The following is a 19,080-nucleotide window of genomic DNA, read 5'->3' as shown; positions in this document are numbered from 1 at the left end:
CGGGTCAGCCGCCGCCCCGCCCGCGCCGCATCTCCTTCACCAGTTCCTCCATGTGCGTCACGTGGTGGCGCAGTTCGAGGATGTCCCCCAGGCTGCTGGCCGCCATGTGCGTCTCGATGGCCGAGAGGCGGGCCGCGAGCTCGTCGAACTGCTGCTGCTCGCGGGCCAGGATCTTCTCCAACTGCTGGTTCTTGCGGTGCAGTTCGAGGAAGACGGTGACCTTGGCCCGCAGCACCCAGGGGTCGAACGGCTTGGTGAGGTAGTCCGCGGCGCCCGTCGCGTAGCCCCGGAAGGCATAGCCCGCGTCGTTGTCCGTGCCCGTCAGGAAGATGATGGGCACGTCCTTGGTCTGGTCGAGCCGTTTGATGTTCGACGCGGTCTCGAAGCCGTCCATCCCCGGCATGCGTACGTCGAGGAGGATCACGGCGAAACGTTGGCGCAGGAGGGCCTTCATCGCCTCTTCGCCCGAACGGGCGCGTACCAGTGGTTCGTTGAGTGACCCCAGGACGGCTTCGAGCGCCATCAGGTTGTCCTCCATGTCATCGACCAGGAGGATGCTCGCGCGGTTGTCGGTCAGGACCTCTGTGCTCATGGTGACAGTGCCTCACTCGATCGTCGGCGGAACAGCGGTCTCCCCTTGAGCGCCTGCCGGTTCCGGTGCGACGGTCGTCTCTGTGGTGGTGGGGGTGTCCGGCTCTGTCCTGTCCGCGCTCTCGGGTGCCAGAAGCGAGCAGGCGACGGTGAGCAGCTGGTCCACATCCACGGGTTTGGGTACGTAGTCGTTGGCGCCCTGCGCGATGGCCTTCTCGCGGTCGCCGGGCATCGCCTTGGCTGTCAGCGCGATGATGGGAAGGCCGGTCCAGCGCGGGGTGCGGCGGATCGCGGCGATGGTCTCGTAGCCGTCCATCTCCGGCATCATGATGTCCATCAGGATGAGGTCGGTGTCGGGGTTGCGCTCCAGGGTCTCGATTCCTTCGCGGCCGTTCTCCGCGTAGAGGACCGGCATGCCGACGCGGCTCAGCACATGGGTGAGCGCGAAGACGTTGCGGATGTCGTCGTCCACGATCAGGACGCGGCGCCCGCGCAGTATGCGGCCCGCCGGTCCCTCGCGGTACTCCTCCAGCTTGGTCGGCGTCGGCCAGCTGTCGTTCTGTTCGTGGAAGGTGTGCGGGGACATGGTGACCCGCTCCTCCTGCGGCTCCGGGGTGGCGAGCGACTTGGTCGCCGCGTACGCCGCCGCGGCGGGGCCGTGGCCGGGGTGCACCACGGGGACGTAGAGCGAGAAGGTGGAGCCCTGGCCCGGGTTGCTCTCCGCCGTGATGCGGCCGCCGAGGAGACCGGCGATCTCGCGGCTGATGGAGAGGCCGAGGCCGGTGCCGCCGTACTTGCGGTTGGTGGTGCCGTCGGCCTGCTGGAACGCCTCGAAGATGGCCGGGAGCTGGTCGGCGGGGATGCCGATGCCGGTGTCCGTGACGGCGAAGCAGAGGCGGTCGCCGCCGTCGTGGAGCCGCCGGTCCCCGGTGTTCTTGACGCGGCTGACGCGCAGCTCGACCCGGCCGCTCGCGGTGAACTTGACCGCGTTCGACAGGAGGTTGCGCAGGATCTGCTGCAGCCGCTGCTCGTCGGAGAACATCTCGCGCGGCACGTCCTCGCCGACCGACACCTCGAAGGCGAGCCCGCGGTCCAGGGTGAGCGGGCGGAACGTCGCGTGGACGTAGTCGAGGACCTTGATGAGGGGGAGCTTCTTGGGGCGTACGTCCATCCGGCCCGCCTCGATCTTCGACAGGTCGAGGATGTCGTTGATGAGCTGGAGGAGGTCGGAGCCCGAGCGGTGGATCGTGGTCGCGAACTGCACCTCCTGGTCGGAGAGATGGCTGTCGGGGTTGTCCGAGAGCAGCCGGGCCAGGATGAGCAGCGAGTTCAGCGGGGTGCGCAGCTCGTGCGACATGTTCGCGAGGAACTCCGACTTGTACTGCGAGGAGGTGGCGAGGAGAGCCGCCTTCTCCTCCAGTTCAGCGTTCGAGCGCTGCAACTCGGCCTGCTGGAGCTGGAGTTCGTCCGAGCGGTCCTGGAGCTGCGTGGCGAGCCGCTGGGACTCGCTGAGCAGCGACTCCGTACGGGAGTTGGCGATGATGGTGTTGATCGCGACGCCGATGGTGCTCACGAACTGGTCGAAGAACGCCAGGTGCACGTCCGAGAAGCGGGAGAACGTGGCCAGCTCGATGACGCCGAGCAGCTTGTCCTCGAAGAGGATGGGGATGATCACCAGGCTGGCCGGGGCGGCGTCCCCGAGCCCCGAGGTGATCTTGATGTAGTCGGGCGGCACCTCGTCCACGAGGATCCGCTTCTTCTCCAGGGCCGCCTGCCGCACCAGGCCGTGCGCGGGCATCGCGCCCGTGTCCACGACCGAGCCCTGCGCGGAGCCGTACCCGGCGATGAAGGCGAGCCCCTTGACCGGCGGGGTCTGCAGCGTCGTGGCGTCCCCGGCCTCCGGGTCGGCCAGGAAGAACGCGCCGTACTGCGCGTTCACCAGCGGGGTCAGCTCGCGCAGGATCAGGTCCGCGACCTCCATCAGGTCACGGTGGCCCTGCATCAGACCCGCGAGACGGGCCAGGTTCGACTCCAGCCAGTCCTTGGCGCGGGTGGTCTCGCGGAGGTTGGAGACCATGACGTTGATGTTGTTCTTGAGTTCGGAGACCTCGCCGCGGGTCTCGACGGTGATGGACCGGGTCATGTCGCCCTGCGCCACGGCCGAGGCGACCTCGGCGATCGCGCGGACCTGGGTGGTGAGGTTCAGGGCGAGTTCGTTCACGTTCGTCGTCAGGCGCTTCCACGTGCCGTAGACGCCCTCGACCCGTGCCTGACCGCCCAGTTGGCCCTCGGAGCCGACCTCGCGGGCCACGCGGGTGACCTCCGAGGAGAAGGAGGACAGCGTGTCCACCATGGTGTTGATGGTGGTCTTCAGCTCCAGGATCTCGCCGCGGGCGTCCACGTCGATCTTCTTGGACAGGTCGCCCTGGGCCACCGCCGTCGCGACCTGCGCGATGTTGCGGACCTGGCCGGTGAGGTTGTCGGCCATGTAGTTGACGTTGTCCGTGAGGTCCTTCCACACGCCCGATACGCCGAGCACCTGGGCCCGCCCGCCGAGCCGGCCGTCCGTGCCGACCTCGCGGGCCACGCGGGTCACCTCGTCCGCGAAGGCGCGCAGCTGCTCCACCATCGTGTTGACGGTGTCCTTGAGCTCCAGGATCTCGCCGCGCGCCGTCACCGTGATCATCTTGGACAGGTCGCCGTTGGCGACGGCCGTGGTGACCTGGGCGATGTTGCGCACCTGGGAGGTGAGGTTCAGCGCCATGAAGTTGACGTTGTCCGTGAGGTCCTTCCACACGCCGGACACGCCGCGTACCTGGGCCTGGCCGCCCAGGTTCCCCTCGGTGCCGACCTCGCGGGCCACACGCGTGACCTCGTCGGCGAACGCGGAGAGCTGGTCGACCATCGTGTTGATGGTCGACTTCAGTTCGAGGATCTCGCCCTTCGCCTCGACCGTGATCTTCTTGCCGAGGTCCCCCTGGGCGACGGCCGTCGACACGAGGGCGATGTTGCGCACCTGAGAAGTGAGGTTGTCGGCCATGAAGTTGACGTTGTCGGTGAGGTCCTTCCAGACCCCGGACACGCCGCGCACCTGAGCACGACCGCCCAGATTGCCCTCCGTGCCGACCTCGCGGGCCACACGCGTGACCTCGTCGGCGAACGCGGAGAGCTGGTCCACCATCGTGTTGACCGTCGACTTCAGCTCCAGGATCTCGCCCCGGGCGTCCACGGTGATCTTCTGGCTCAGGTCGCCGTTGGCGACCGCCGTGGTGACCTGGGCGATGTTGCGCACCTGGGAGGTGAGATTGGACGCCATGAAGTTGACGTTGTCCGTGAGGTCCTTCCAGACCCCCGAGACACCACGGGCCTGCGCCCGGCCGCCCAACTGACCCTCGGTGCCCACCTCGCGGGCCACCCGGGTCACCTCGGCCGCGAACGCGGAGAGCTGCTCCACCATCGTGTTGACGGTCAGCTTCAGTTCGAGCAGCTCGCCCGTCGCCTCGACCGTGACCGTCCGCGTCAGGTCGCCCTGCGCCACCGCCGTCGTCACCAGGGCGATGTCGCGCACCTGGGCGGTGAGCCGGGCGGCCATCGTGTTGACGGCCTCCGTCACGTCACGCCAACTGCCCGAAAGACCCCGCACCTTGGCGCGCCCGCCGAGCCGCCCCTCCGTGCCGACCTCGCGGGCGACCCGGGTGACCTCGCCCGTGAAGAGCGACAACTGGTCGACCATCGTGTTCACCGCGCGGCCCAGGCGCCGCAGATCTCCCCGCAGCTCACGGGAGCCGTCGTGCAGATCCACGCGCTGGGTCAGGTCGCCGCCCGCGACCGCGTTCAGCACGCGCGTCGCGTTGGCCGCCGGGGCGACCAGGGAGTCGAGCAGGGAGTTGGCGTCCGCCACGCGCGTGGCCCAGCTGCCCTGCCCCGGACTCGCGGTGAACCGCTCGTCGAGGTGGCCGTGCCGGATGATCTCCCGGCGTACGCGCGTGAGTTCGCTGTCGAAGTGCAGGGAGCGGTCGAGCATCTCGTTGAACACCGTGTGCAGCTCGGCGACCACGCCGTGGCCACTCACCGTGACCTTGGAGAAGTCCCCGTCGCGCGCCGACCGCATGGCGGCCAGGAGGTTGCGCAGATCGGACGCCGCTTCCGGGGCGGTTTCCGAGATGTTTTCCACTGCTGCGTCCGGATCGTTCCCGGTGCGTGACTGAGGTGTCGAAGCTGGTTTCGGTGCCGGAATCCGACCGTAACCGAGCGCGGGCATAGCACTGTTATCACTCATAGCGGCCCACTTCAGTAACTCGGTGCTTATGGGCGTGGCCAGTCTGTCACTCTGTCCGTGTCGCCTGAGGCGTATTCGACCGAACTGCTCAGGAGCCGAAACGTGGGGTCCATTCCGATGCAACGGGAGACCACTTTCCGTGCGTCCGCCCAGCCGGGGCACCAGCCCGGCCCGCCGGCGGTGGTGTGCACATCGCTGCCCGGAAACCCGATGGCGCCCGCCGCCGCACGAAGGTTCGTGCGCGCCGCGCTCGCCGACTGGGTCGAACTCTCCGTGCCCGCCGCCGCCGGCGTCACCGAACGCCTCACGGACGACGCCGTGCTGCTGGTCAGCGAGCTCGTCACGAACGCCGTCGTGCACGCGGGCACGACGGTCGAGCTGGTGTGCAGGCTCGACGAGGCGGGCCTGGGGGAGAACTGCGACACCCTGGTCATCGAGGTCTCCGACCACCACCCCGCCCGAGCGGTCCGCAGCGAACCCGCGCCCCAGCAGCCCGGCATGCCCGAGTACGGCCGGGGCCTCCAGCTCGTCGCCACCCTCTCCGACTCCTGGGGCATCACCTACCGCACCGGCACCAAGGCCGTCTGGGCCCGCCTCCCCGTCGGCGACGTACAGCCCGGACAGACCGGACAGGAGATCGAGTCGTACGCGAGCGAACAGGCGGCGCAGCGGGGACTGCGCACCGCCGAGATCCTCGCGCCGCTGCCCAGACGGATCACCCACGACACGGAGTGGGTCAACCGCGGCGCGCTCACCTTCCTCGCCGAGGCCTCCGATCTGCTCGCCGGTCAGTTCGACGAGGACCTGGTGGCCGCGCTCGCCGGGCAGCTCCTCGTGCCGCGGCTCGCGGACTGGTGCGCGGTCTGGCTCGACGACGAGGCGGAGGTCGCGCCGCGCGGCTCCGCGAGCGGGGGCACGGGCTCCCGGCTCGCCCGCGTCTGGCACACCAGCGAACAGCGGATAGAGGAACTGCGCCGCAGCCTGGAGAAGGACCCGCCCCAACTGACCGACGAGGTGGGCTCCGGCGCCGTCCCCGTGCCCTGGCCCGGCGAGGCGTCGGCGGGAGACGCGAACGGCACGGCCCTGGCGTACCGCCTCACGGCGAGCGGCCGTGTGCTGGGCACGCTCATCATCGGGCGGGCCGGGATGATGCGCTTCGCGGACGAGGTCACCGGGCTCATCGAGGACTTCAGCCGCCGCGTCGCCCTGGCCATCAGCGCGGCGCGGCGCTATCAGCGCCAGGCCACCATCAGCCAGGTCCTGCAGCGCGGACTCCTGCCCAGCTCCGTCGCGGAGATCCCCGGCGTGAGCAGCGGTGTCGTGTACGAGCCGCGGGACAAGGGCGGGCCCGGCGGTGACTTCTACGACGTGTTCCAGGCGGGCAAGGGCCGCTGGTGCTTCGCGCTCGGCGACGTACAGGGCAAGGGCGTCGAGGCGGCCGTCGTGATCGGCCTCGCCCGGCCCTGGCTGCGGCTGCTCGCCCGCGAGGGGTACGAGGTCGCGGAGGTGCTCGACCGTCTCAACCAGCTCCTCCTGGACGACGCGACGGAGGCGGCGGACGCGGCCGCGGCGGTGGTCGCGGTGGCGGGCGGCCAGGGCGTGCCGCCCGACGGGGCCACCTCCCGCTTCCTCTCCCTCCTCTACGGCGAGCTGGTGCCCATGGACGACGGCGGCGTCCGCTGCACGGTGGCCAGCGCGGGACACCCCCTGCCGCTCCTCCTCTCCCCGAACGGATCGGTCCAGGTGGCGGCCACGCCCCAGCTGCTGCTCGGGGTCGTCGACGACGCGACGTACAAGAGCGAGACCTTCGAGCTGCGCACGGGCGACACGCTGCTCTGCGTCACGGACGGGGTGACGGAGCGGCGCACGGGCCAGCGGATGTTCGACGACAGCGACGGCCTCGCGGCAGCCCTCGCGAGCTGCGCGGGCCTCGACGCGACCCTGGTGGCGGAGCGGATCAAGCGCTTGGTGCACGAATTCTCGGAGAGGCCGCCGGACGATGATCTGGCGGTGCTCGTGCTGCAGGCGCAGTGAGGTGGTGTGCGGCTGAGGCGTAGCCGCGGCGCTCGAGTTCTCCGGGGTGCGGGACATTCTCCGGGGTGCGGGACAATCGGGGTATGCCTTCCGCACTGCCCGATGGTGAGCCCATGCCCGAGGACGGGGCCCTGCCCGCGTCCGCCCTCGCGGGTGCGGGGTCGCGTCCGCTCGGTTTCTACCTGCACGTCCCGTACTGCGCCACGCGCTGTGGATACTGCGACTTCAACACCTACACCGCGACCGAGCTGCGCGGCTCCGGCGGTGTGCTCGCCTCGCGCGACAACTACGCGGACACCCTGATCGACGAGGTGCGGCTCGCCCGGAAGGTGCTGGGGGACGACCCGCGCCCGGTGCGGACCGTCTTCGTCGGGGGCGGTACGCCGACGCTGCTGGCCGCGGCCGACCTGGTCCGCATGCTGGGGGCGGTGCGGGAGGAGTTCGGGCTCGCGGACGACGCGGAGATCACCACCGAGGCGAACCCGGAGTCCGTCGACCCGGCCTACCTGAGCGAGCTGCGGGCCGGCGGCTTCAACCGCGTCTCCTTCGGGATGCAGAGCGCCAAGCAGCACGTACTGAAGGTGCTCGACCGTACGCACACCCCCGGCCGGCCCGAGGCCTGCGTGGCGGAGGCGCGGGCGGCGGGCTTCGAGCACGTCAACCTGGACCTGATCTACGGGACGCCGGGGGAGACGGACGAGGACTGGCGGGCCACGCTCGACGCGGCGATCGGGGCCGGACCCGACCACGTCAGCGCGTACGCCCTGATCGTCGAGGAGGGCACGCAGCTGGCCCGGCGCATCCGGCGCGGGGAAGTCCCGATGACGGACGACGACGTGCACGCGGACCGGTACCTGATCGCCGACGAGGTCCTCGGCGGCGCCGGATTCTCCTGGTACGAGGTGTCCAACTGGGCCACGTCCGATGCCGGGCGGTGCCTGCACAACGAGTTGTACTGGCGTGGGGCCGACTGGTGGGGGGCCGGGCCGGGGGCCCACAGCCATGTGGGGGGCGTGCGGTGGTGGAACGTCAAGCATCCGGGGGCTTATGCGGGGGCGTTGAGCGCGGGGCGCTCGCCTGGGGCCGGGCGGGAGATTCTCGCCGCCGAGGATCGCCGGGTGGAGCGGATTCTGCTGGAGCTGCGGCTGCTTGAGGGGTGTCCGTTGACTCTTCTGCGCCCCGCCGGCCTTGCGGCCGCGGGGCGGGCCCTCGCGGATGGGCTCCTTGAGGCGGGGCCCTACGAGGAGGGGCGGGCTGTGCTGACCCTGCGGGGGCGGTTGTTGGCGGATGCGGTGGTGCGGGACCTGGTGGACTGATCGGCTGGGGTTCGGGCTGTCCCTGCGGGGCTTTCCCCAACCCCACCCCTTCCCGAAACTGGGGCTCCGCCCCAGACCCCGGTCCTCAAACGCCGGACGGGCTGAAAGAAAGCCGCCCGGCCCGGGCGGGCAACCGCGGGGCAATCGGCGGCGGGTCCCGGAGCCCTGCGGGGCAATCGGGCGGGTGGGTGGGAGAAATCCGCCGCGAAGCGGCGGGCCTGTTCGGACGTGCAGATGGCCGCGGTGATGGCCCAGGGGCCCGAAGCGGCGGGACTGTTCGGGCCCGCAGACCGCCGTAGGCTACTCCGCCGTGACGAAGTCGATCAGTTCCTCCACGCGACCCAGCAACGCCGGCTCAAGATCCCGGTAGCTGCGTACCGAGCCCAGGATCCGCTGCCACGCGGCACCCGTGTGGGGAGGCCAGCCCAGCGCCTCGCAGACGCCCGTCTTCCAGTCCTGGCCGCGGGGGACCCGGGGCCACGCCGCGATCCCCACCGACGACGGCTTCACCGCCTCCCACACGTCGATGTAGGGGTGCCCCACCACCAGGGCCGACGGGGAACTCACCTGCGCCGCGATCCGTGACTCCTTCGAGCCGGGCACCAAGTGGTCCACCAGGACTCCCAGGCGCGCGTCGGGCCCGGGGGAGAACTCCTCGACGATCCCCGGGAGGTCGTCGATGCCCTCCAGGTACTCGACGACCACGCCCTCGATCCGCAGGTCGTCGCCCCACACCCGCTCGACGAGTTCCGCGTCGTGCCGCCCCTCGACGTAGATCCGCCCGGCGCGGGCGACCCGGGCCCGCGCTCCCGGCACGGCCACAGAACCCGACGCGGTACGCGCGGCACGTACCGGAGTGGAGGTGGCGGACGAAGGGCGGACCAGCGTCACCGTCCGGCCCTCCAGGGCGAAGGCCCCCGGCGTCATCGGAAAGACGCGGTGCTTGCCGAAGCGGTCCTCCAGGGTCACCGTCGGACCCTCCGCCGTCTTCTCGCAGCGGATCACCGCCCCGCAGAACCCGGTGCTCAGCTCCTCCACCACGAGGTCCGCCTCCGCGGCGACCTCCGGCACGGGCTTCGGCTTCTTCCATGGAGGAGTGAGGTCTGCGGAGTACTGGCGCATTCGCATGACGATAAGAGAAGCGGCGTACGAGCGGCTACGACACGCCGAAGCGAGCCGCCAGTGTGGCGCGTTGCGCGCGGACAAAAGCCGCATCGACCACCGCGCCGTGCCCCGGCACGTACACCGCGTTCTCGCCGCCCAGGTCCAGAAGCCGGTCGAGCGCGGCAGGCCACCGCGCCGGGACCGCGTCGGGACCGGCCTGCGGTTCGCCCGACTCCTCGACCAGGTCGCCGCAGAAGACGATCTCGGGGGAGTCGCCCGTCCCGGGGACCAGGACCGCCAGGTCGTGGCCCGTGTGCCCCGGGCCGACGTTCGCGAGCAGGACCTGCACCCCGCCGCCCAGATCCAGCGTCCACTCCCCGCACACCGCGTGGCGCGGGCGGACGAGCAGATCGGCGGCCTCCGCCGCGGCGTCCGGGGCGACCCCCTGCCGCACGGCGTCCTCGCGCAGCTCGTCTCGTCCCCTCGCGAGCAGCGCGTCGAGGCCGACCGCCCCGTACACCTCCACGCCCGCGAACGCCGCGGCGCCGAGCACGTGGTCGAAGTGCGGATGCGTCAGGGCGAGATGGGTGACCCGGCGGCCCCCACCGAGGATGCCGCGCGCCTGGGTACGCAGCTCCGCGCCCTCGCGCAGGGTCGCGCCCGCCTCGATCATCAGCGCCGATTCGCCGCCGACGACCAGACCCGCCGTACAGTCCCAGACCGGCAGGCGCCTGCGTCCCACATGCGGCGCGAGCCGCTCCCAACCCGCCTCGTCCCAAGCCAGTGCCACGTCCATGCAGCCGACGCTAGCCCCGCGCGGGCGGCTTGGCAGCCGTCACCCCGGCCGTCGGACCGACATGGGGTCCGGCCCTTGCCGGGCCCGTACCTCGCAGCCGTACACTGGGCGCGGTGCAGGCTGGCACTCACCTGCGGGGAGTGCCAGGCAAGGCCGCGGGGCAGACGGGTCCCAGGGTGAAAAGGTGGAGGTGTTGCGCGGATGCTCAGTGAACGCAGGCTCGAGGTGCTGCGTGCCATCGTCCATGACTACGTCGGCACCGAGGAGCCGGTGGGCTCCAAGGCGCTCACCGAGCGGCACAGCCTCGGGGTCTCCCCGGCCACCGTCCGCAACGACATGGCCGCGCTGGAGGAGGAAGGGTTCATCGCCCAGCCTCACACGAGCGCGGGCCGTATCCCGACCGACAAGGGGTACCGCCTCTTCGTCGACCGGCTCGCGGGCGTCAAGCCGATGGCGGCCCCGGAGCGCAGGGCCATCCAGAACTTCCTCGACGGCGCCGTCGACCTCGACGACGTCGTGGCGCGCACGGTGCGGCTGCTCGCGCAGCTGACCCGGCAGGTCGCGGTCGTGCAGTATCCGTCCCTCACGCGGTCGACGGTGCGGCACGTGGAGCTGCTCTCGCTGGCTCCCGCCCGGCTGATGCTCGTACTGATCACGGACACGGGCCGGGTCGAGCAGCGCATGATCGACTGTCCCGCCCCGTTCGGCGAGACCTCGCTCGCGGACCTGCGGGCGCGGCTCAACAGCAGGGTCGCGGGCCGGCGCTTCGCGGACGTGCCGCAGCTGGTGCAGGACATGACGGAGTCCTTCGACGCGGAGGACCGCGGCACGGTGGCGACGGTGCTCTCGACACTCCTCGAAACTCTTGTCGAGGAGACCGAGGAGCGGCTGATGATCGGCGGAACGGCCAATCTCACCCGCTTCGGACATGACTTTCCCCTCACCATCAGGCCCGTCCTGGAGGCTCTTGAGGAGCAGGTCGTCCTGCTCAAGTTGCTTGGCGAGGCCACGGATTCGGGCATGACCGTACGGATCGGTCACGAGAACGCCCATGAGGGACTCAGCTCTACGTCCGTGGTCTCCGTCGGCTACGGTTCGGGCAGCGAGGCAGTAGCCAAACTCGGCGTGGTCGGCCCGACCCGCATGGACTATCCGGGAACGATGGGAGCAGTACGCGCAGTGGCACGTTACGTCGGACAGATCCTGGCGGAGTCGTAAGTGGCCACGGACTACTACGCCGTACTAGGCGTGCGCCGCGACGCTTCCCAGGACGAGATCAAGAAGGCCTTCCGGAGGCTTGCGCGAGAGCTTCACCCGGACGTCAATCCGGATCCGAAGACTCAGGAGCGCTTCAAGGAGATCAACGCCGCGTACGAGGTGTTGTCGGACCCGCAGAAGAAGCAGGTCTACGACCTCGGCGGCGACCCGCTGTCCCAGGCGGGCGGCGGCGGTGGTGCGGGCGGTTTCGGGGCCGGTGGCTTCGGCAACTTCTCGGACATCATGGACGCGTTCTTCGGGACGGCGTCGCAGCGCGGCCCCCGGTCGCGCACGCGCCGCGGCCAGGACGCCATGATCCGGCTCGAGATCGACCTGGACGAGGCGGCCTTCGGGACCACCAAGGACATACAGGTCGACACGGCGGTCGTCTGTACGACCTGCAGCGGCGAAGGTGCCGCGCCGGGGACGTCCGCGCAGACGTGTGACATGTGCCGCGGTCGCGGCGAGGTGTCGCAGGTCACGCGGTCCTTCCTCGGCCAGGTCATGACGTCGCGGCCGTGCCCGCAGTGTCAGGGCTTCGGCACGGTCGTGCCCACCCCCTGCCCGGAGTGCGCCGGCGACGGCCGCATCCGGTCGCGGCGGACGCTCACCGTGAAGATCCCCGCCGGTGTCGACAACGGCACGCGGATCCAGCTCGCGGGCGAGGGCGAGGTCGGCCCCGGCGGCGGCCCCGCCGGCGACCTGTACGTGGAGATCCACGAGCTGCCGCACGCCGTGTTCCAGCGGCGTGGGGACGATCTGCACTGCACGGTCACCATCCCCATGACGGCCGCGGCTCTGGGTACGAAGGTGCCCCTGGAGACGCTGGACGGCCTGGAGGAGGTCGACATCCGGCCCGGCACGCAGTCCGGCCAGTCGGTGCCGCTGCACGGCAGGGGCGTCACGCACCTGCGGGGCGGCGGTCGCGGTGACCTCATCGTGCACGTCGAGGTCCTCACGCCGAGCAAGCTGGACGCGGAGCAGGAGCGGGTCCTGCGGGAGCTTGCGCAGCTGCGCGGCGAGGAGAGGCCCACGGGGCAGTTCCAGCCGGGGCAGCAGGGGCTGTTCTCGCGTCTGAAGGATGCGTTCAACGGGCGGTAGCGCCTTGAGCAGTGCTTTTCGGGTGCCCCCGGCTGCGGTTCACGCCGCGCCGGGGGCGCTTTGCCATCTGCCGTCCGCGGGCTGTCTTGGGTTGCTCGCGCAGTTCCCCGCGCCCCTTATGGGGGCGTCCCTGGTTGCTCGCGCCCCGCGGCGGAGCCGCTTGTGTCGCAGCCCCGCGCCCCTTACGGGGCGCTTCTGATCATGCCGGGTGACGGGTGGGTGGGTGGGAAAGGTCCGCGATTCGGCGCCCCGGCCAGGAAGTGGCACGATGCGTTCATGCCCACCGCACTGACCGATCTCTGCCGCCTCCCGATCGTGCAGGCCCCCATGGCGGGTGGCGCCTCGTGCCCCCAGCTCGCCGCGGCCGTCTCCGAGGCCGGGGGGCTCGGTTTTCTCGCCGCCGGATACAAAACCGCCGACGGGATGTACCAGGAGATCAAACAGCTGCGGGGGCTCACGGGCCGGCCCTTCGGCGTGAACCTGTTCATGCCGCAGCCCGAGTACGCCGATGCCGCCGCCGTCGACGTCTACCGCAACCAGCTCGCCGGTGAGGCCGCCTGGTACGAGACGCAGCTCGGCGACCCGGACAGCGGTCGCGACGACGGCTACGACGCCAAGCTGGCGATCCTCGTCGAGGACCCGGTGCCGCTGGTGTCGTTCACCTTCGGCTGCCCCACCCGCGACGTCTTCGACGCGTTCGCCCGGGTCGGCACCATCACCGTCGCCACCGTCACCTCGCCCGAAGAGGCGCAGACCGCCCAGTGGTCGGGCGCCGACGCCGTGTGCGTACAGGGCATCGAGGCGGGCGGCCACCAGGGCACGCACCGCGACAACCCCGAGACGGACGGCGCCGGGCTCGGCCTCCTCTCGCTCATCGCGCAGGTGCGCGACACCGTGCAGATCCCGGTCGTCGCGGCCGGCGGTCTGATGCGCGGCTCGCAGATCGCCGCGGTGCTCGCGGCCGGCGCGGACGCCGCGCAGCTCGGCACGGCCTTCCTGGTCTGCCCCGAGTCGGGCGCGAACCCCCTGCACAAGCAGGCCATGACCAACCCGCTGTTCACCCGGACCGAACTGACCCGCGCCTTCTCGGGACGCCCCGCGCGCGGCCTGGTCAACCGCTTCATGCGGGAGCACGGTCCCTACGCCCCCGCCGCCTACCCCCAGGTCCACCACCTCACCAGCGGTCTGCGCAAGGCCGCGGCCAAGGCCGGTGACGCGCAGGGCATGGCCCTGTGGGCGGGGCAGGGCCACCGTATGGCGCGGGAGCTTCCCGCCGGGCAGCTCGTGGAGGTCCTCGCGGCCGAACTGGCCGAGTCGAAGGCCGCGTTGGCGGCCGGTGGGCAGCAGGGAACCCAGCCGGGGAGCCAGCAGGGGAGCCAGGCGTGACCGCGCCCGTCTTCGTCGTCGAGACCTTCGGGACCTCTGAGGCCTCTGAGGCCTCTGAATCCTCTGAGAACCGACGCTTCGTGCTCGATGGTCCCGAAGGGCGCCACGCCGTCTCCGTGAAGCGGCTGCACGCCGGTGAGGACGTCGTCCTGACCGACGGGGCCGGGCGCTGGGCCGACTGCGTGGTCGAGGACACCGAGGGCAAGGACCGGCTGATCCTGCGGATGAACTCCGTGCGGGAAGAGGCGCCGCAGGAGCCCCGCATCACCGTCGTACAGGCCCTGCCCAAGGGCGACCGCGGAGAACTCGCCGTCGAGACCATGACGGAGACCGGCGTCGACGCGATCGTGCCCTGGTCCGCGTCGCGCTGCATCACGCAGTGGAAGGGCGAGCGCGGGCTCAAGGCGCTCGGCAAGTGGCGTGCCACGGCGCGTGAGGCGGGCAAGCAGTCGCGCCGGGTGCGCTTCCCAGAGGTGGCGGACGCCATGTCGACCAAGCAGGTGGCGGCGCTGCTCGCCTCCGCCGACCTCGCCGCGGTCCTGCACGAGGAGGGCAGCGAACCGCTGGCCACGGCCGAACTCCCGGCGGCCGGGCACATCGTCCTGGTGGTCGGCCCCGAGGGCGGTGTGTCACCGGACGAGCTCGCGGCCTTCGCGGACGCGGGGGCGAAGCCGTACCGCCTGGGGCGTAGCGTGTTGCGTACGTCGACCGCGGGGACGGCGGCGGCCGCACTGCTCCTGGGGCGCACGGGCCGCTGGTCCTGAACTCCCGCGCCGGGTGAGGGAGATGCCGTGGAACTGGCCCAAGTACGGCTGCTCGTATCGGACTTCAGTGCCTGCTACCGCTTCTACGCCGACATCCTCGGCCTCAAGCCGCAGTCGGGGGCGGTGAACGGGCCGTACGAGAAGTTCAGCCCGGCGGTCGGTTCCGCGGGGATCGCGCTCCAGGACCGCTCGATGATGGCCCGGCTCCTCGACGAGCTGGAGGAGTCGGCGACCGGCCACCGTTCCCTGGTCGTGCTGCGGGTCGACGACCTCGACGCGTACTGCGGCCGGATCGCCGAGCGCGGCGGTGTCATCGCCCAGGGCCCCGCCCCCCTGACCGACCGCATGCGGGTCGCCCATCTCAAGGACCCGGAGGGGAACTTGGTGGAACTGCAGGAGTGGCTGCTGCTGCGCGCCTGAAGCCACCGAACCGCTCGGTGCCCCGCCGGAGTTTTTGGACGCAAAGGGGACTATCGTCAGGCGGCTCGTGGTGGCATTCTGCCGCCTATGGGGGCATTGAGGCGCTTACGTGATCGTTCGGTGGAGGTTCGCGGACGGCGTCGGCGGGTGCTGTACGCCGTCGGGTTCGCGGGTGCGGCGGTGATCGGGGCCGCCGCGTGTGATCCGGTCGACGGCGGCATGAACACCGCCGCCATCGCGATCACCACGGACGAGATGGCGACCAAGGAGCTGGAGCGGCAGCATCTCGACGTGCTCTGGATCAGCTGTACCGCCCGCTACAAGTCCCGGGTCACACCCTCCAGCGGCTCCCCGGACCGGGACGCCGTCGCCACCGTCGACTGCCAGGGCCAGGCCAAGACCGGCAAGGGTTCCGACGACACCAGCGACATCACCGTCAAGGGTTCTGTGTGGTCCGTCGTCGACGGGCACTGCGTACGCGGCAACCTCACCGCCAAGGTAGACGGCAAGGAGTGGTTCCGGGTGGACGTGCTCGGCGACTGCTCCGGCGGCGACGAACCCGAGCAGCCGGAGGAACCGGACCAGCCGGACCAGCCGGATGAGCCCGACCAGCCGCCCGCCGCGACCGTCACGGTGACCGTCACGCCCCATCCGAGCTGCTCCTGCATCAGGGGCAAGTGATCCAAAACCCTGTCCGGCTCCGCCCACGCTGCCTAGGCTGGCTGTGTGACACTGACTGGGCACTCTGCGTATCTCCGGTTCCCCCATCTGCACGGCGAGTTGGTCGCCTTCACCGCCGAGGACGACGTCTGGGTCGCGCCCCTCGACGGCGGCCGGGCGTGGCGCGTCAGCGCCGACAACACGCCGGTGAACCACCCCCGCGTCTCCCCGGACGGGACGACCGTCGCCTGGACCTCCACGCGTGACGGCTCCCCCGAGGTGCATGTCGCCCCGGTCGACGGGGGCCCGTCCGAGCGCCTGACCTACTGGGGCAGTTCACGCACCTCGGTGCGCGGCTGGACCCCGGACGGGCGGGTCCTCGCGGTCAGCACGGCGGGCCAGGCCTCCCTGCGCCGCAGCTGGGCGCGGGCCGTCCCGCTGGACGGCGGGCCCGCGGACACGCTGCCGTACGGACTCGTGGGAGATGTCGCGTACGGCCCACGGGACGGCCAAGTCCTGCTGCTCTCCGCGCCGATGGGGCGCGAGGCCGCCTGGTGGAAGCGCTACCGCGGCGGCACCGCGGGCAAGCTCTGGATCCGGCGTGGCGGCGCGGGTGACGACGACCGCTTCGTACGCCTCCATGAAGAGCTCGGCGGGAACATCGAGTACCCGCTGTGGGTGGGCGAGCGGATCGCCTTCCTCTCCGACCACGAAGGTGTCGGCGCCGTCTACTCCTCGCTGCCCGACGGCTCCGATCTTCGGCGGCACACGGGTGTCGAGGGCTTCTACGCCCGGCACGCGGCGACCGACGGCGCCCGTGTCGTGTACGCGAGCGCGGGCGAACTCTGGCTCCTTGACGACCTGGTGGACGCCGCGCCCCGCCGCCTCGACATCCGCCTCGGCGGCCAGCGCACCGACCTCCAGCCGCACCCCGTCAGCGCGGCACGCTGGTTCGGCGCCGCCGCTCCCGACCACACCGGACGCGGCAGCGCGGTCTCCGTGCGCGGCGGCGTGCACTGGGTGACGCACCGCGAGGGGCCCGCCCGCGCGCTGGCCGCCGAGCACGGGGTGCGCGCACGGCTGCCGCGCACGTTCCGTGTCGACGGCGAGGAACACGTCGTCTGGGTGACGGACGCGGAGGGCGACGACGCGCTCCAGTTCGCACCGGCCACCGGCCTCGCGCCCGGTGCCACCCCGCGCAGGATCGCCGCCGGGCAGCTCGGCCGGGTGCTCGCGCTCGCCGTGGCGCCCGACGGCAGCCGGGCCGCCGTCGCCTCGCACGACGGCCGGGTGCTCCTCGTCGAGCGGGAGAGCGGTGAGGTGCGGGAGGTCGACCGCGGGGAGCACGGGGACGCCACCGGGCTCGTCTTCTCGCCGGACTCGGCGTGGCTCGCGTGGTCGCATCCGGGGCCGAGTCCGCTGCGGCAGCTGAAGTTGGCGAACACGGCGGATCTCTCGGTGTCCGAGGCGACGCCGCTGCGGTTCCGCGACTACGCGCCCGCGTTCACCCTCGACGGGAAGCATCTGGCGTTCCTGTCCGCGCGGGCCTTCGACCCCGTCTACGACGAGCACGTCTTCGACCTCGCCTTCGTCGGCGGATCGCGGCCCCACCTCATCACGCTGGCCGCCACCACGCCCTCGCCCTTCGGGCCGCAGCGGCACGGGCGGCCCTTCGAGGCGCCCGACAAGGACGAGACCCCGGACAGCGAGGGCTCGCCCGTCACCCGCATCGACCTCGACGGTCTCGCCGACCGCATCGTGCCGTTCCCGGTCGAGGCCGCCCGGTACTCGACGCTGCGGGCCGCCAAGGACGGCGTCCTGTGGCTGCGGCACCCCGTGCGGGGCGTGCTCGGCGCGTCCAGGGCCACCCCGTCCGACCCCGACCCGCAGACCGAGCTCGAACGCTACGACCTCGTGCAGCAGCGCATCGAGGAACTCGCCCTGGACGCCGACCACTTCGCCGTCAGCGGGGACGGCAAGCGGGTGCTGCTCTGGGCCGACGGGAAGCTGAAGGTCGTGCCGAGCGACCGGCGCGCCTCCGGCGACGAGAGCTCCGACTCGAACATCACCGTCGACCTCACCCGGGTCCGGCAGACCGTCGACCCCGCCGCCGAGTGGCGCCAGATGTACGACGAGGCCGGGCGCCTCATGCGGGACAACTTCTGGCGGCCCGACCTGGGCGGGATCGACTGGGACGGCGTGCTCGACCGGTACCGCCCGGTGCTCGGACGGGTGGCCACGCACGACGACCTCGTGGACCTGCTGTGGGAGGTCGCGGGGGAGCTCGGCACCTCGCACGCCTACGTCGTGGGAGGCGGGACCCGGGGGAGCGCGGCGGTACGTCAGGGGCTGCTCGGCGCGGATGTCTCGCGGGGCGCGGACGGGGTGTGGCGCATCGACCGCATCCTGCCCTCCGAGACCTCTGACCCCTCCGCCCGGTCGCCGCTCGCCGCGCCCGGGGTCGCGGTACGCGCCGGGGACGCCCTGCTGGCCGTCGCGGGGCGGCCGGTCGATCCGGTGGTGGGCCCCGGGCCGCTCCTGATGGGCACGGCGGGGAAGCCGGTGGAGCTGACGGTGTCGCCCGCGGGCGGGGGCGACCCGCGGCACGCGGTGGTGATCCCCGTCGACGACGAGGAGCCGCTGCGGTACCACGCCTGGGTCGTCGACCGGCGTGCGTACGTCCACGAGCGGTCGGGCGGGCGGCTCGGATACCTCCACGTGCCGGACATGCAGGCGCCCGGCTGGGCGCAGATCCACCGTGACCTGCGGATGGAGGTGGCGCGGGACGGTCTCGTGGTGGACGTACGGGAGAACCGCGGCGGGCACACCTCCCAGCTGGTGGTGGAGAAGCTGGCCCGCAAGATCGTGGGCTGGGACCTGCCGCGGGGCCTGCGGCCCTCCAGCTATCCGGCGGACGCGCCGCGCGGGCCCGTCGTCGCCGTCGCCAACGAATTCTCCGGCTCCGACGGGGACATCGTGAACGCGGCGATCAAGGCGCTGGGGATCGGGCCCGTGGTGGGGACGCGGACGTGGGGCGGCGTCATCGGCATCGACAGCCGGTACCGCCTGGTGGACGGCACGCTGGTGACCCAGCCGAAGTACGCGTTCTGGCTGGAGGGCTACGGCTGGGGCGTCGAGAACTACGGGGTCGACCCGGACGTGGAGGTGGTGGTGACCCCGGAGGACTACGCCGCGGGCCGGGACCCACAACTGGACGAGGCGATCCGCCTGGCCCTGGCCTCCCTGGAGACAACACCCCCCAAGACGGCACCGGAGCTGCCGGGGGTCTGAGGTGCGCGGGGCAATCGGGCGGGTGAGCGGGGAGGCATGTTCGGCAGGGGCGGGGCCGCCGAGGGCTGAGGGAGGGGGCCA

The 19,080-nt window shown here is 71.5% G+C and carries 13 protein-coding genes; 9 read left to right on the top strand and 4 right to left on the bottom strand.

Translation table 11 applies throughout. The features are described from left to right. Positions 1-4: 4 nt before the first annotated feature. Positions 5-592, bottom strand: a complete 588-nt coding sequence (locus tag ACWFRU_RS03315) for a response regulator (RefSeq protein ID WP_365817067.1) — start codon at positions 590-592, stop codon at positions 5-7. 12 nt (positions 593-604) lie between these two features. Then, the gene (locus ACWFRU_RS03310) at positions 605-4,702 is read right to left on the bottom strand and encodes a HAMP domain-containing protein (RefSeq protein WP_453684524.1); all 4,098 of its coding nucleotides are present in this window, start codon (positions 4,700-4,702) and stop codon (positions 605-607) included. Positions 4,703-4,972: 270 nt separating this feature from the next. Between ACWFRU_RS03310 and ACWFRU_RS03305 the strand changes: the two genes are divergently transcribed. Together ACWFRU_RS03305 and hemW are read left to right on the top strand one after the other, a co-directional pair. Continuing rightward, positions 4,973-6,904: a SpoIIE family protein phosphatase gene (locus ACWFRU_RS03305; RefSeq protein WP_453684143.1), complete on the top strand. Its 1,932-nt coding sequence runs from the start codon at positions 4,973-4,975 to the stop codon at positions 6,902-6,904. Positions 6,905-6,987: 83 nt separating this feature from the next. Further along, entirely contained in the window at positions 6,988-8,220 is a 1,233-nt protein-coding gene (hemW, locus tag ACWFRU_RS03300) for a radical SAM family heme chaperone HemW (protein ID WP_453684142.1), read from the top strand. A 300-nt stretch (positions 8,221-8,520) separates the two neighbouring features. Here the strand turns inward: hemW and ACWFRU_RS03295 are convergent, their stop codons facing one another. Both ACWFRU_RS03295 and ACWFRU_RS03290 read right to left on the bottom strand, forming a co-directional pair. Further along, positions 8,521-9,342: a DUF3097 domain-containing protein gene (locus ACWFRU_RS03295; RefSeq protein WP_453684140.1), complete on the bottom strand. Its 822-nt coding sequence runs from the start codon at positions 9,340-9,342 to the stop codon at positions 8,521-8,523. Positions 9,343-9,376: 34 nt separating this feature from the next. Continuing rightward, positions 9,377-10,120 (bottom strand): MBL fold metallo-hydrolase, encoded by a 744-nt coding sequence (locus ACWFRU_RS03290; RefSeq protein ID WP_453684138.1) that lies wholly within the window; start codon positions 10,118-10,120, stop codon positions 9,377-9,379. Between the two features lie 201 nt (positions 10,121-10,321). On the opposite strand from ACWFRU_RS03290, the gene hrcA reads away from it, so the two are divergent. The 7 genes from hrcA (at position 10,322) to ACWFRU_RS03255 (ending at position 18,999) form a co-directional block, all read left to right on the top strand. Continuing rightward, positions 10,322-11,338: a heat-inducible transcriptional repressor HrcA gene (gene hrcA / locus ACWFRU_RS03285; protein WP_351160429.1), complete on the top strand. Its 1,017-nt coding sequence runs from the start codon at positions 10,322-10,324 to the stop codon at positions 11,336-11,338. Next, the gene (gene dnaJ / locus ACWFRU_RS03280; protein ID WP_453684137.1) at positions 11,339-12,478 is read left to right on the top strand and encodes a molecular chaperone DnaJ; all 1,140 of its coding nucleotides are present in this window, start codon (positions 11,339-11,341) and stop codon (positions 12,476-12,478) included. A 276-nt stretch (positions 12,479-12,754) separates the two neighbouring features. Further along, on the top strand, positions 12,755-13,864 hold the full coding sequence (locus ACWFRU_RS03275) for a nitronate monooxygenase (protein ID WP_453684135.1): 1,110 nt from the start codon (positions 12,755-12,757) through the stop codon (positions 13,862-13,864). Then, complete coding sequence (locus ACWFRU_RS03270) at positions 13,861-14,628, top strand: 16S rRNA (uracil(1498)-N(3))-methyltransferase (RefSeq protein WP_453684133.1); 768 nt, start codon at positions 13,861-13,863, stop codon at positions 14,626-14,628. Before ACWFRU_RS03275 ends, ACWFRU_RS03270 begins: the two co-directional genes overlap by 4 nt. 27 nt (positions 14,629-14,655) lie before the next feature. Next, on the top strand, positions 14,656-15,048 hold the full coding sequence (locus ACWFRU_RS03265) for a VOC family protein (protein ID WP_453684132.1): 393 nt from the start codon (positions 14,656-14,658) through the stop codon (positions 15,046-15,048). 120 nt (positions 15,049-15,168) lie between these two features. Further along, a complete protein-coding gene (locus ACWFRU_RS03260) occupies positions 15,169-15,729 on the top strand; it encodes a hypothetical protein (protein WP_453684130.1) in 561 nt (186 codons plus the stop codon). 51 nt (positions 15,730-15,780) lie between these two features. After that, on the top strand, positions 15,781-18,999 hold the full coding sequence (locus ACWFRU_RS03255) for a S41 family peptidase (RefSeq protein ID WP_453684522.1): 3,219 nt from the start codon (positions 15,781-15,783) through the stop codon (positions 18,997-18,999). The last annotated feature ends 81 nt before the right edge of the window (positions 19,000-19,080 follow it).

Source organism: Streptomyces sp. NPDC055099 (assembly GCF_053607685.1).
This window is presented reverse-complemented; position numbering and strand designations above follow the sequence as displayed.